General features: G+C 32.1%; 12 protein-coding genes. 6 read left to right on the forward strand and 6 right to left on the reverse strand.

What is annotated here, in order from left to right; genetic code table 11:
* The first annotated feature begins 15 nt into the window (after positions 1–15).
* Positions 16–3,504 carry a methylmalonyl-CoA mutase family protein gene (locus tag SJY43_RS08960; protein ID WP_396600404.1) on the forward strand — a complete coding sequence of 1,163 codons (3,489 nt, stop codon included), beginning with the start codon at positions 16–18 and terminating at the stop codon, positions 3,502–3,504.
* A 171-nt stretch (positions 3,505–3,675) separates the two neighbouring features.
* Here SJY43_RS08960 and SJY43_RS08965 read toward each other — a convergent pair whose 3' ends face one another.
* Positions 3,676–5,934, reverse strand: coding sequence for an FUSC family membrane protein (locus tag SJY43_RS08965; RefSeq protein WP_396600405.1), 2,259 nt, complete (start codon positions 5,932–5,934; stop codon positions 3,676–3,678).
* 239 nt (positions 5,935–6,173) lie between these two features.
* Here SJY43_RS08965 and SJY43_RS08970 point away from each other — a divergent pair, with 239 nt between their 5' ends.
* Positions 6,174–6,599, forward strand: coding sequence for a hypothetical protein (locus tag SJY43_RS08970; protein ID WP_396600406.1), 426 nt, complete (start codon positions 6,174–6,176; stop codon positions 6,597–6,599).
* Positions 6,600–6,604: 5 nt separating this feature from the next.
* Here SJY43_RS08970 and SJY43_RS08975 read toward each other — a convergent pair whose 3' ends face one another.
* Positions 6,605–7,000, reverse strand: coding sequence for a hypothetical protein (locus tag SJY43_RS08975; protein WP_396600407.1), 396 nt, complete (start codon positions 6,998–7,000; stop codon positions 6,605–6,607).
* A 123-nt stretch (positions 7,001–7,123) separates the two neighbouring features.
* Between SJY43_RS08975 and SJY43_RS08980 the strand changes: the two genes are divergently transcribed.
* On the forward strand, positions 7,124–7,567 hold the full coding sequence (locus tag SJY43_RS08980) for an Lrp/AsnC family transcriptional regulator (RefSeq protein ID WP_396600408.1): 444 nt from the start codon (positions 7,124–7,126) through the stop codon (positions 7,565–7,567).
* A 4-nt stretch (positions 7,568–7,571) separates the two neighbouring features.
* On the opposite strand, the gene SJY43_RS08985 is transcribed toward SJY43_RS08980, so the two are convergent.
* Positions 7,572–7,946, reverse strand: a complete 375-nt coding sequence (locus SJY43_RS08985) for a VOC family protein (RefSeq protein ID WP_396600409.1) — start codon at positions 7,944–7,946, stop codon at positions 7,572–7,574.
* An 11-nt stretch (positions 7,947–7,957) separates the two neighbouring features.
* Positions 7,958–9,166: an MDR family MFS transporter gene (locus SJY43_RS08990; RefSeq protein WP_396600410.1), complete on the reverse strand. Its 1,209-nt coding sequence runs from the start codon at positions 9,164–9,166 to the stop codon at positions 7,958–7,960.
* 274 nt (positions 9,167–9,440) lie between these two features.
* Here SJY43_RS08990 and SJY43_RS08995 point away from each other — a divergent pair, with 274 nt between their 5' ends.
* Positions 9,441–9,968, forward strand: a complete 528-nt coding sequence (locus SJY43_RS08995; RefSeq protein ID WP_396600411.1) for a DUF4252 domain-containing protein — start codon at positions 9,441–9,443, stop codon at positions 9,966–9,968.
* A gap of 164 nt (positions 9,969–10,132) precedes the next feature.
* Positions 10,133–10,711 carry a DUF1684 domain-containing protein gene (locus SJY43_RS09000; RefSeq protein ID WP_396603400.1) on the forward strand — a complete coding sequence of 193 codons (579 nt, stop codon included), beginning with the start codon at positions 10,133–10,135 and terminating at the stop codon, positions 10,709–10,711.
* Between the two features lie 12 nt (positions 10,712–10,723).
* Here the strand turns inward: SJY43_RS09000 and crcB are convergent, their stop codons facing one another.
* Both crcB and SJY43_RS09010 read right to left on the reverse strand, forming a co-directional pair.
* A complete protein-coding gene (crcB, locus tag SJY43_RS09005; RefSeq protein ID WP_396600412.1) occupies positions 10,724–11,089 on the reverse strand; it encodes a fluoride efflux transporter CrcB in 366 nt (121 codons plus the stop codon).
* Between the two features lie 166 nt (positions 11,090–11,255).
* Complete coding sequence (locus SJY43_RS09010) at positions 11,256–12,275, reverse strand: GyrI-like domain-containing protein (RefSeq protein WP_396600413.1); 1,020 nt, start codon at positions 12,273–12,275, stop codon at positions 11,256–11,258.
* A gap of 188 nt (positions 12,276–12,463) precedes the next feature.
* Between SJY43_RS09010 and SJY43_RS09015 the strand changes: the two genes are divergently transcribed.
* Entirely contained in the window at positions 12,464–14,503 is a 2,040-nt protein-coding gene (locus SJY43_RS09015; RefSeq protein ID WP_396600414.1) for a dipeptidyl-peptidase 3 family protein, read from the forward strand.
* Positions 14,504–14,821 lie beyond the last annotated feature (318 nt).

The raw sequence follows: 14,821 nt of genomic DNA on the forward strand, positions 1-14,821 counted from the left end.
TAATAATTTTTACGAATGAACCACCAAATGGTATATAAGCCAAAACATAAAGTTAGAATTGTTACAGCAGCAGCACTTTTTGATGGGCATGATGCGTCCATAAATATTATGCGTCGTATTATTCAAGCTACTGGAGTTGAAGTGATTCATTTAGGACACGATAGAAGTGTTGAAGAAGTCGTGAATACTGCCATTCAAGAAGATGTAAATGCTATTTGTATAACATCGTATCAAGGAGGGCACAATGAATATTTTAAATACATGTATGACCTTTTAAAGGAAAAAGGTGCAGAACAGATAAAAATATTTGGTGGCGGTGGTGGCGTTATTTTACCTGCTGAAATTAAAGATTTAATGGATTATGGAATTTCTCGAATTTATACTCCAGATGATGGCCGTGAAATGGGGCTACAAGGTATGATTAATGATTTGGTGGAAAAGTCTGAAGCCCCTCCTAATCTCCCCAAAGGGGAGGAACTGCAAACAGGAAAAGTTTGTAATGAAGAGGACTCTTGGTTAGTAAAGATGGGTAATGCAAAAGTTTTAAAAAGTTTAAAAAATAAAGAAGTAAGAACCATAGCAAGATTAATTTCATTAGCAGAAAATAATCAAGAAGCTTTCAAAAATATTTTCACTCAACCGAGCAAGAGTTCCTCCCCTTCGGGGAGGTTAGGTGGGGCTTCTGTATTAGGGATTACGGGAACTGGTGGTGCTGGTAAATCTAGTTTGGTTGATGAATTAGTAAGACGTTTTCTAATAGATTTTCCAAAGAAAACAGTTGGAATAATTTCTGTTGACCCTTCTAAAAGAAAAACGGGAGGTGCTTTATTAGGTGATAGAATTAGAATGAATTCTATAAACAACTCAAGGGTTTATATGAGAAGTTTAGCAACACGTCAATCTAATTTAGCTTTATCTAAACATGTAAATGAAGCCGTTGAAGTTTTAAAAGCTGCGGAATTCGATTTAATTATTCTAGAAACATCTGGTATTGGGCAATCTGATACAGAAATTATAGAACATTCTGATGTATCCTTATATGTAATGACTCCAGAATTTGGTGCAGCAACACAATTAGAAAAAATTGATATGCTTGATTTTGCCGATTTAGTTGCTATAAATAAGTTTGATAAAAGAGGGTCGCTTGATGCTTTACGCGATGTTAAAAAGCAATATATGCGTAATAACAACCTTTGGGATGTTCATCAAGATGATTTACCTGTCTTTGGAACTATAGCATCGCAGTTTAACGACCCAGGAATGAATACGCTTTATAAAGCAGTCATGGATAAATTGGTTGAAAAAGTAGATTCCGATTTAAAATCGACTTTTACCATTTCAAACGAAATGAGTGAAAAGATATTTGTTATTCCGCCTTCTAGAACGCGCTATTTATCTGAAATAGCGGAGAATAATCGTGCTTATGATAAAAAAGCAGATGCACAAGTAGAGGTTGCCCAGAAATTATATGGCATTTACAAAACAATAGACTCTGTTGTTGGAAAACAACCTGTATTAAATAAGTTTGGAATTGATTCTGAATCTATAGTTTCTTTTGAAAACAAAGACTTTATTAGACTTTTAGTTGCAGAATTTGATAGAGTAAAACTTGATTTAGATCCATACAATTGGGAAATTATTATAGGATGGGATGAAAAAGTAAACACGTATAAAAACCCAATTTATTCATTTAAAGTTAGAGATAAAGAAATAAAAATTGAAACGCACACCGAATCTTTATCGCACACGCCGATAGCTAAAGTTGCTTTACCTAAATATCAAGCATGGGGCGATATTTTAAAATGGTGTTTACAAGAAAATGTTCCAGGAGAATTCCCGTATACTTCAGGTTTATACCCATTTAAAAGAACAGGAGAAGATCCAGCAAGAATGTTTGCAGGAGAAGGCGGGCCAGAACGAACTAATAAGCGTTTTCATTATGTAAGTGCAGGTTTGCCAGCTAAGCGTTTATCCACAGCTTTCGATAGTGTAACACTTTATGGTAACGATCCAGATTATCGTCCAGATATTTACGGGAAAATTGGAAATGCTGGGGTTTCTATTTGTTGTTTAGACGATGCTAAGAAATTATACTCTGGTTTTGATTTAGCAAACGTAATGACTTCTGTAAGCATGACCATTAACGGGCCAGCACCAATGTTGCTTGGGTTTTTTATGAATGCTGCCATAGATCAGCAATGCGAAATTTATATTAAAGAAAATAACTTAGAAAAGGAAATAGAAACTAAAATAGCGAATCTTTATAAAAGAAAAGTTCGACCTAAATATAATGGTGATTTACCGGAAGGTAATAACGGATTAGGATTAATGCTTTTGGGGGTTACGGGAGATCAAGTATTACCAGAATCTGTTTATTCAGAAATTAAAAAAAATACCATAGCACAAGTAAGAGGCACCGTTCAAGCTGATATTCTAAAAGAAGATCAAGCACAAAACACTTGTATTTTTTCTACTGAGTTTGCTTTGCGTTTAATGGGCGATGTTCAAGAATATTTTATTAATAATAACGTTCGAAACTTTTATTCGGTTTCAATATCTGGTTATCATATAGCCGAGGCAGGAGCGAATCCAATTACACAGCTAGCATTAACCTTATCGAATGGCTTTACTTATGTAGAATATTATTTAAGTCGGGGTATGGATATCAATAAATTTGGTCCAAACTTATCATTCTTTTTCTCAAATGGTATCGATCCAGAATATGCTGTTATTGGTCGTGTTGCTCGTAAAATTTGGGCAAAAGCCATGAAGCATAAATATGGGGCCAATGCTAGAGCACAAATGCTTAAGTATCATATACAAACATCGGGTAGAAGTTTGCATGCTCAGGAAATCGATTTTAATGATATACGAACCTCACTTCAAGCGTTGTATGCGATTTATGATAACTGTAACTCGTTGCATACCAACGCTTACGATGAAGCGATTACAACACCTACCGAAGAATCTGTACGACGTGCCATGGCCATTCAGCTTATTATAAATAAAGAATTAGGATTGACTAAAAATGAAAACCCAATACAAGGTTCTTTCATTATTGAAGAATTAACCGACCTGGTAGAAGAAGCCGTTTTGTTAGAGTTTGATAGAATCACAGAACGCGGTGGTGTTTTAGGAGCTATGGAAACAATGTATCAACGTTCTAAAATTCAGGAAGAAAGTTTGTATTACGAAACACTAAAGCATAATGGTAAATTTCCAATTATAGGAGTTAATACGTTTTTAAGTAGTAAAGGCTCACCAACTATTTTACCTGCGGAAGTTATTAGAGCGACAGAAGAAGAGAAAGAATTTCAAATTAAAACTTTAGAAAATCTTCATAAAGCAAATGATACAGAAGTCTTATTGAAAGCACTTCAACACAAAGCGATTAACAACGAAAATATTTTTGAGTCACTAATGGATGTGTGCAAAGTATGTTCATTAGGTCAGATTACCAATGCTTTGTTTGAGGTAGGTGGGCAGTATCGCCGAAATATGTAAGCAGAGAACCAAGTTTTTGAAAAAAACTTGAGTGAATCGCTTATCCCGAACTGGATTCGGGATCTCTAGAGAATCACTTTCCTATTTAAGCAAAGAGAGTGAATCACTTATCCAGAGCTTATTTTGAGATTGTAAAACTTGAATTCATCTTGATTTTTTAATTAAAACGATTTAGATATTATCTTCATTTATGATTTTATTATATCGAATAGTTGCTTTTTTAAGATTTTCAGAGAGCGTTTTTAACCAATTTAACTGACTAGTAATTAAATAGGCTTCTTGTAATTGATGCAGGGTTTTGGTGTTTATTTCTATGTTACCCTTTTTTATGTTTTTATCTCGTTTAACTCCTAAATCATAAAATGCATTTTGAAGATTCTTTTGAGCATCATCAATAGGTATTGCATCTTTTAGTGTGTTAGGGGGTACATTTTGTAAAATGGCGCGAGACATTTGTAACGTATTTATAACCCTATCTATAACAGCATCAAATTCTTTAGATGGTGGTGTGGTTTTATGATTAAGTATAAAACTTCCAATGGAAGCTGTAGCAGAAATCATAGTTTGGTTTAGGGTTGTTAAATTATAAATTAACTGAAATTCTTTTTGTTTAGATTTTGGATCTTGAGTTAAACGTTGAAAAGCAGCATTTAAATTACTAATTGCTAAAAAAGATTCTTTTCGGGCAATTTTATAAGCCAATTGGTTATTGGTTTTATTATGATATAAATCTTTAGTAGCTAATAAATAAGTTTTGTTTTTCTGTAAAGCCTCTAATAAAACATGTTTTAAATTGTTTACTTCCCAGCTAGGCCATAATAGATAATTGGCAAAGATTGAAATACTAGCTCCAATTACCGTATCAATAACACGATATTGAATAACCTGTAAAGCATTTGGGGTAATTATGGAGTAAATAAAAATAACATTAATAGTAATTAGTGCAGCGGCAGATTTATAGTTTTGTTGCATTAAAGCAAAAGCTAAAGTCAAAGAAATAATGGCTAAAACACTATAAATAATTACATTTTGAGTGATTAATACAATACATATAGCAACAGTAGCTCCAATAAAGGTCCCAATAATACGGTTTTTAGAGCGCTCTTTTGTTAACCCATAATTGGGTCTCATAATTACAATAATGGTTAAAAGAATCCAATATGTGTTTTGAATATCTAATATAGTGCCCAATACAAATGCAAATACAAGGGCAACAGTAATACGAAGTGCATGCCTAAACAACGGGGCTTTAAAACTTAAATTTTGAATTAAAACATTTGGGTGATACTCTTGTAGTGTTAAAAATTGGCTGGCATCTTGCCGTTTTAATGAAACACTAGAGGCGTCTTTCACGTTTGCCATAACACGTCTTATAGACCTGATTTCTGCAAGTAATTGTTCTTGGTAATCATATAGGTTTTGTAATGCCAAGGCACCTTCACGTGCTTTAGGAAGTGTTATGTCTTCAACATAGATAGAAATTATTTTTTTAGCCTTAGCTAAGGATTTTAATAAAGGATTTTTATTAGGGATTTTTTTATTTTGAATTAGTAATTCAGACAACCGTATAAGATGGTTTCCTAGTATCTTATTTAATTTTTTTGCAGGCCGTAAATAATGTTTTCTGTCGCTAAATAATCTATCTAGTTCTTTGTAATCTAGCTGTTTTGCTTCAATAAGTTCAAAAATGTTTATAGAAGAGATAAAGATTAATAATTGTTTTTCGTCGTAGTGAGATCGACCAGATTTTTTTCGTTCACTATGAAAAACCTCTCTTAAAGTTTCGTGCTTTTCGTTTATTTGTGTTTGAAGTAAAAAAGCTTGTTGTGTAAGTGCTTCTCTTTTACTTTTTTTTGTGAGTAACCTAGCTCTTAAATTTAAATATTCTCCAATAAGGTTTAGGGTGTCAGAAAGTAGCTGTGTTTCATCCTTTTTAGGAACTAATAGTTGAAAAATATACGAGATACATAGATACCAAAGTCCACCAATGCTAATAAGTGCAAGATGTAATAAAATGTCTGTGTGGGTTGTTTTCTCTGCAGCAAAAGCAAGTACCATGGCTAATAGTCCAGAAAAAGATACTAATGAGGCTCTAAAACCATAAACAGAAATTAAAGATATTGCAAAAGAAATAATGGTAATAGCAAGTATTAATAAAGGAAAAAATGGTTTTAAAAATAGAACAATAGCCGTAATAAGTACGGTTAATCCAATGCTAATTAAAATAGCGTTAACCTTTCTTTTTAAACTGCCAGGAATATCGCTAGGAGCATTTAAAAATATACCTACAACTATGGCCGGAGCAAATTGAAAATAGCCTAAAAAATAAAGTAAAATTAATGGTAATAATATGCTAGAGGTAAGTCTAATCCCTCTATAAAAGTTAGCTCCTTTTAAAAATAGCGTTAAGTTTTTTAAATGGTTTCTCAATTTTTTTTACAAATATTTTATAAAGATAATTTTTATAATAAACAGGAGATTTTAATGTGATGTTTTTTTTGATTTTTACGTCTTTTTTAAAAATCTACGGCTATTATATGAATTTGTAAATTAGATATCATGAAAAATATGGAATGTAATTCTAGATGGTTGCGTTTTTATTTCTTCTTTTTTACGCAACCATTACAGAATATCCTCATCTATTAATTGAAAACAAATGGTCATTAAAAATGAAAAAGTATCTATTTATAGTTTTGCTTGTAGTAATATCTAGCTGCTCATCAGACGATAGTAAATCAACAGAAGAAGGTATAGTTGGGAAATGGAAACTTATAGAACAATATTCCGACCCAGGTGATGGAAGCGGAGATTTTCAAACCATAAATAGTAATAGAGTTATTCAATTTCTTAGTGATGGTACAATTGAAATAAACGGATCATTATGTTTTATGGCTTCTGATGTTGGAGATGTGGAAACAGGAACTTATATAATAACAAGTTCCAATGAAGCAGATACAACTTTTGATGGAGAAATAATTCCAAATACGTGCAGCTCTCGTTCTGCTAGAGTTTATTTTGATTTACATAAAAGCGGAAAATTAGTCCTTTGGTACCCTTGTATAGAAGGGTGTGGGCAAAAATTCAGTAAAATTTAAGCTTACTATAAAGTAAGCATCCAAGTACTCTGTAGCTTTTTAAATTTTTTCAATTCACTTCTAAGAATTGGTAAAAAGTCTTTGCCATTGCTATTTGAGCGTTCTAATCTATAAGAGTTTTTATATAGTTTATTGGTAAGACGCTTAAGCGAATCAAGATGTTTGTATTTTCTATCAGAGTTGCGTTCTAGTTCTGCATTCATAATTTCAGGAACTAACGATACAGATTGCTGAATTATATCACCAGAAAAATAAATATCATCATCTTCAGAACCATCTGTTTTTAAATTAGATAGGTCGTAATTTAGATATGTAGATATGTTTTGAGATAAGGCAAATATCTCTAATGCTTTTTGGTAAACCGGTAATTCCGATAGATTTGGTGGGGTATTATGTAACATGATGTTTTTGTAATAGCATTTTTACCAAAATTACTCACAAGAAATGATAATTTACTTTAGATTTTAAAGTAAAACTGTATATTTACTTTAAATTTTAATTTATTTAGGCTAATTTTAATTAAAATGAAAGTAGATTCGATTAACAATAAGATTTTAAAATGTTTGCAACAAAATGCTAGGCTATCTAATGCCGAAATTGGTAGGCAAGTTGGTATAAGTTCTCCGGCAGTATCAGAGCGAATTAAAAAGATGGAAGACCTCGGTATTATAGAAGGTTATAATACTATTGTATCAGCCTATGAAATTGGCTATCAGTTTAAAGCCATAATAACGTTAAGAGCTTTTATGGGGAAATTAAAACCCTTTCTAGAAAAAGTGAAAACTTACGATGAGGTTATTAATTGTTACCGAATTACTGGTGATGAAAATATAGTCATGGAAGTTGTTTTAGAAAACCAGAAACACCTTGAGTCTTTTATAGACCAATTGATTACTTATGGCGAATCAAAAACTCAAATTGTGCTCTCTAGAGTAGTAAAGCAAAAGGAAGTCATTCCTGTTAAATAATAATTTAAATACGCCAAGGCGGATTTTTCCTGTTCTTCCCTGCATAATATAAGATAATAGTATTCCCATCTGGATCTTGCAAATACGCTTCTCGCCATAACCAAGGCTTATCTTCGGGTAATTTATTAAAAACAAGGCCCTTTTTTTGAAGGTCTGCTACCCATACATCTAAGTTTTCTTCTTCAAAATAAATAGCAACGCTTTGTTGTTTTTTTAATTTATCTACTTTTTCAATAGAAAATGTAGCATCACCATCAGGACATTCAAACCTAACATATTTTGGGAGTGCATCAACAATAAGATGCAATCCCAAAATTTTATAAAATTCTACAGCTTTTTCAACATCAATAGAAGAAATAGTTATTTGGTTTAAATTCATATTCTAAAGATTTAATAATCCTTTTTCAGTTTTAAATAACTTTTTAAAATTAGTAAAAGTAAAGCGCAGAAACCACCTATAACGGTAATCATATACCATGTATTATCAAATCCCCAGCCATCAACCATTTGCATACCAGCTTTGTGTCCAAAAATATGAGCCATAGAAAATGCAATAGAATACAATGCCATATACTCACCTTGATTTCCTTTTTTAGCACGTTCCATGGCAAATGCATTAGAGAACGGGAAGGCTATCATTTCACCAATAGTCATTAAAAACATACCAATAATTAATATTCCAGACCAAGTTGTAATATTTAAAATAATAAAACTCGATGCGGTTAATACTGCACCAGTCAGCATAAGTTCAGTTTTAGAAAACCTACTATTTTCCAGCCATTTTATTAGTGGCATTTCTAACAAGAAAATAATAAACCCGTTCGCCCCCAATAATAAACCAATATCGAGTTCCGTTAAAGCGTGTGCCTCTCTATAATAGATTGGCATTGTAGAGAAGTATTGCAAAAAGATAACACCAAATAAAAACATGGCCACTAAAAAAATAGAGAAGGCTTTGTCTTTATAAGCAGAATCTGGATTTTTAACAACTATATCGTCTAAAACTGTAGCTTTTTTAGGGTTTAAAACCATAAATAGTACACCGGTTGCTAAAATACATGTAATACCATCTACCCAAAATAAACCAGAGTAGCCTAAAGTTGTTATAATAATTCCACCAACAGCTGGTCCAGCAGAAAAACCTAAGTTTATCGCTAAACGAATTAATGTTACACTTCTTGTTTTATTTTCGGGTTTGCTATAAGCACTTAATGCAACAAACATGGCAGGGCGAAACATATCGGCCACAAGCATTACCAAAAAGATACCAAAACATAGCGCATAAAAGGTGTTTAAAAACTGTAAGGCTATAAACAGCACGCCTGTACTAACAAGACTTCTAACCATCACTTTATAATAGCCAATAGTATCTGTAAGTTTTCCGCCAAGCCATGATCCAGCAACCGACCCCAAACCGAAACACATCATTATAGTACCAACATTACTTAATGTGAATTTTAAATCTTCAGTTAAATACAACGATAAAAAAGGAATCACCATGGTTCCGGCTCTATTTATAAGTGTAATTAAGGCAAGCCACCAAACTTCTTTAGAAAGTCCTCTAAAAGTATCTAAGTAATTGTTGAATAATTTTTTCATAATTTTTGGTTGTTCAGTTTTCTACATATTTTAAATTGGTTTGTTTTTAGCGCAAAAAAAAAGTCCGACTGCGAAGTCGGACCTTTTAAATATTGTAATACTTTATATAAATAATATCACCACAATATATAACTAGCCCAACAACTTGTCTTTAAACAAGAGGTCCATTGCTTTCTATAAATAGTGACGTTATTACGCATTTTTATTTCTTTTTAATGCCCAAATCTAGTTAAAATAAATTTAACTTGTATTTTTACAATGATAATATTTTATTATGAAGAAATTAATTTTAGTAATAAGCCTAAGTTTTTTGCTGGTTTCCTGTGGTACTAGTTTTCAAAGTTTTTACAACAATCATAAGGCAGATATGGGAACAACTTCTTTTCAAGTTCCTAATTTTATGAAAGCTGTTTTAAGTAATATTTCACCAGAAGTAAAAAATGGTATTGGTAATATTTCAGATTTTAAATATATTAAGTTCGAAAATGTGGATGCTCTAAAACGTCAAAGCTTAATTGCAGAAATGAGCGCCGTTACAAATGGTGGATTTACAGATGTTTTTAGAAAAAACGAATTAGACAACACACGCATTATATCTGTAATAGAATTGGGCTCGGTAGTTACCGATGCTATTATTTTTAATAGCACAGAAACCGAAATTACCGCCTATTATTTACAAGGCAATTTCGATCCAGAAAAAATTAAATCATTCACAGACGAAGATACTTTTAACACCTTCTCTACAGATTTATTACAATCCTATAACACCAACCTAAACCCATCTTTTAACCCTAAGAACTAATGGAAATTTCGACAACAAAATTATTTGGGCGCTACCACAAGGGTCGGGCTTTACGCTACAAGTCCTCGCACTTCCTACGTCAGGCTGTGGGCTATTCGCTGCAATCCCTAGCGCGGGCATATCAGCCAACATCAAGTAAAGGGTTAGCTTTAATATTTTTTGTAATGTTTTCGGTGTTTACCAGTTGTGCGCAAGAAAAGCGCGCTATAAAAGGCGAAACCGAATTTCAAAAAGAAATGAATGCCGATTATAAAGACGCCAGCAAATCGCCATTAAAAGACAAGGATAGAAAAAACTTTAAAGGTTTAGACTTTTTTAAGTTCGATTCAACTTACGTTGTGAAAGCAGTATTAAAAAGAACACCAAACTCCAAATGGTTTAATATGAAAACTACAACAAGTAGAGTTTCTAAAGAACGCGTTTATGGTATTTTACATTTTGAATTAAATGGAAATTCATTTAACTTAGAAATTTATCAAGGTAAAGATTTAATGAAAAAAGAAGGCTACGAAAATTATTTGTTTTTACCCTTTCTGGATGAAACCAACGGACTAGAAAGTTACGGTGGTGGTCGCTATATCGATGCTAGAATCCCTGAAGGCAACACTATGGAAATTGATTTTAATAAAGCTTATAATCCATATTGTGCCTATAACGATAAGTATTCTTGCCCAATAGTGCCAAGAAAAAACTATTTAAAAACTAGAGTAGAAGCAGGAGTTAAAGCTTTTGGGAAACACTAATTATTAAAAGCATTACTTAACCAAATACATCCCAGCAAAAACGGCTAAAAACCCGATAACAAAACTAGCAATGGTATAAACTGCAAAACTTGTAAAATCACCAGATTTTAAAAACATGTGGTTTTCATAGGCAAAAGTAGAAAAGGTTGTAAATCCACCACAAAACCCTGTGGCAAGTAGTAAAGTATGACTTTGAGATAGGGTGTTGTTTTTTGCGGCTAAACCTAAAATAATACCTATTAATAAACTTCCCAGAATGTTGGCGGCAAAGGTGCCATAAGGAATTCCAGTTTCGGCATTGTTAAGGTATTTGCCAATAATAAATCGTAAAACGCTACCAAAACCACCACCTAAAAAAACCAATAAGATATTTTTCATATTTAACACCATTTATTATCTAAAATAACTGCAACAAAATAACCTTTTTTCCTTTCTACTTCAAAATAAAAATAAACCGTAACTAAGGCTATGCTTAATTTTTCTTTATCGTATAAAGAAAAAAATCACAATTTTATTTTACAGAGATTCCAAATAAGAAAAGATGTTATTTAATTGGGATATAAATTTCTGTAATCCAATCTGCAGGATTTGGGAAATCACCAGGATCGTTAGTGTAAATCTCAAAAGGTTTTAAATTAGATTGTTCTAAGTTGTTTTTGGTAACATATTCCATTGTCGATTTCCAAGCTTCAGGAAGATTTGTATAATTACCTTTTAAAGTTGTTTTTATAACTTTTGTTTTCGGGATATAACCACATAAAACCTCACTCGCTCTATCAACATTAACTCTATCTCTAACGGGTATAGCATTACTCATAATAACGCTGCCATTTTCATTATTCATTTCATTATATATAGTAAAAGGCATACCGTTAGCAACAATATTGTTTTGAGCCATATAACTCATAATTTCACCATATTGTTTGCCCATTATTTGGCTAATATTAGTACTTGTAGCAGAGGTTGTTTTGTACATGTAAAATCCGCCACCATATTCTGTTTCACCATTAATTTTCACATTATAAACCTTCATGTTTTCTTGAACAATACTATCTAGTTTTTCTAAACTACGTTCGTAATGTGGTGCAATCTGTTTTTCCATGCCTCCCATAAAGGTTGCAAAAGCTTTAAAGCCAAAAGGTAAATCTTTACCAGAAATAGACCATGTGGCTTCTGTAGAGCCATCATCGTTTGGTTTAAATTCCCATGTAATATCAGATGGTGGGAAATCTGCAAATTGCATTTGTTGATTTATAGATGTATTAGCAACGGTTTCAATAGTTTTCATGGTGCCAATACCATCTTTATCTTCCCAAGTGTAAGAACCACCAATGCCATTAGTTTGTTCTGGAAGTGTAATTTTCATCTCTGGATCGGCTTCAGCCCAAGACGACCAAGCTTCCCAATTTTTATAATCAATAACGTTATTGTAAATAACTGCCGCAGGTGCGTTTATCGTTCTGGTTCTGCTTACTTGAAACTCATTTGGCTGGACAGCAATATAAATAGCAGTTCCAATAATAGCAATTAGAAATAAGAATAAAATATATTTTAGAGCTTTCATTTCAAAAGTTTGAGAGATTTTATTTCAACAAATATAAACATTTTTAATTTTCGATTAATAAATTATTACATTTGTTGTATTCAAGATAAATAATCATTAATTAAAAATTGCATTATCAATTAATTCAATAATTTTATTGGCATTTTGAGCGATTATTTAATCAATCAATAAAATCAAATAACAAACAAATGAAATTAAAATCTATCTTAAGTTTAGTATGTATTACCGCTATGTTATTAGCGTGTGGTAACGATAAATCTGAAAGCAGCAAAGACACTATGGTTTCTAATGAAACTGTAGCATTTAATTACAATGTGGAACAATTTGCAGATATAAAAGTGCTGCGATATCAAGTTCCAGGTTGGGAGCAACTTACATTAAAAGAACAAAAATTGGTGTATTATCTGGTACAGGCTGGTTTGTCTGGAAGAGATATTATGTGGGATCAAAATTACCGTCATAATTTAAAAATTAGAAAGGCTTTAGAAAATATTTATACCAATTATAGAGGCGATAAATCTACTGAGAATTGGAATGCATTTGAAACTTATTTAAAACGTGTTTGGTTTAGTAATGGTATTCATCATCACTATTCAAACGATAAAATAAAGCCAACCTTTTCTTCTGATTACTTGAATGAATTATTAAAAGAAACAAATACCGTTCTAGAAGGTGAAGCTTTTAATGTGCTTTTTAATGATAAAGATTCTAAGAAAGTAAATCAGGCTAAGAATGTTGATAATGTAGCGCTTTCTGCTATAAATTTTTATGGCCCAAATGTTACTAATAATGATGTTGAGCGTTTTTATAAAGCGAAAAAATCTCCAAACCCAGATAAGCCTTTATCCTATGGTTTAAACTCACAATTGGTAAAAGAAAATGGTGTTTTAAAAGAGCGTGTTTATAAGTCTGGCGGATTATATGGTGATGCTATTGATGAAATTGTAAAATGGTTAGAATTAGCAAAAGGTGTTGCTGAAAACGAAGCGCAAGGCGATGCTTTAGGTTTATTAATAAAATTTTACAAGACAGGCGATTTACAAACTTGGGATGATTATAATGTAGCGTGGACAGCTGCTACAGACGGCAATATTGATTATATAAATAGTTTTATTGAAGTATATAATGATCCTTTAGGTTATAGAGGTTCTTACGAAACCATTGTACAAATTAATGATTTTGATATGTCTCAAAAAATGAAGGTTGTTGCTGATAACGCCCAATGGTTTGAAGATAATTCTACATTAATGGATGCGCATAAAAAGAAAAATGTAGTTGGTGTAACTTATAAAGTAGTAAACGTAGCTGGCGAAGCTGGAGATGCATCACCTAGTACGCCAATTGGGGTGAATTTACCAAATGCTAACTGGATTCGGGCTGCCGTTGGAAGTAAGTCGGTTTCATTAGGAAACATTACCAATGCTTATAACAATGCAGCAAGTTCTGGGCGTTTAAAAGAATTTGTTCACGATGATGAAGAGTTTGAATTAGAAGAAAAATATGGACAGCTAGGAGATAAGTTACATACTGCCTTGCATGAAGTAATTGGGCATGCATCCGGACAATTAAATCCAGGCGTGGGAGAAACTAAAGAAACGCTTAAAAATTACGCTTCCACCTTAGAAGAAGGGCGGGCAGATTTAGTGGCTTTATATTATTTGTATAACCCAAAACTTCAAGAGTTAGGGTTGGTAGATGATTGGAAAGCCGTTGGAAAAGCAACGTATGATGGTTATATTCGAAATGGTTTAATGATGCAGTTAATACGTTTAAATTTAGGTGATGATGTTGAAGAAGCACACATGCGTAACAGACAATGGATTTCGGCTTGGGTTTTTGAAAAAGGAAAAAAGGATAATGTAATAGAAAAGGTTAAACGTGATGGAAAGACCTATTTCAATATTAATAATTATGAAAAGCTTCATGAGCTTTTTGGGCAGTTATTGCGCGAAACACAACGTATAAAATCTGAAGGCGATTTTGCAGCAGTTGAGGCTTTAGTAGAAGGCTATGGTGTTAAAGTAGATAAAGAAATTCATGCTGAAGTTTTGGAACGAAATAAACAGTTTAATTCGGCACCTTATAGCGGGTTTGTAAATCCGATTTTAGTTGCAGATAAAAATGATAATGGAGAAATAGAGTCTATTAAAGTTGCCCAGCCAGAAACTTTTGCTGGACAAATGCTAAATTACAGTAAACAATATAGCTTTTTACCAGAGGTGAACTAGGCGTTTTTTAACTACAAAGATAAAAGCAGAATCTTAATTTAAGATTCTGTTTTTTTATTTACACTAAAAAATAATAGTAATAGGTTTATAACAATTAAAAGAGAGGTGATAATAAGTGTTTTCATGATATTAAATAATTAATGTTTGTAAATACATCAAGATAATATCAAAAGATCAGCAAATTATTTATTCAAGGATCCGTTTTTTTGTTAACACTAAAAACTAATAGTATAATATTAACAATTAAAAGCACGCTAATAATTAATAGAACATTCATTTAGTATGGATTAGTTATACATAAGATGCACTACTTTAAAA

It is taken from the genome of Algibacter sp. R77976 (genome assembly GCF_044594645.1).
GTDB lineage: Bacteria > Bacteroidota > Bacteroidia > Flavobacteriales > Flavobacteriaceae > Algibacter_B.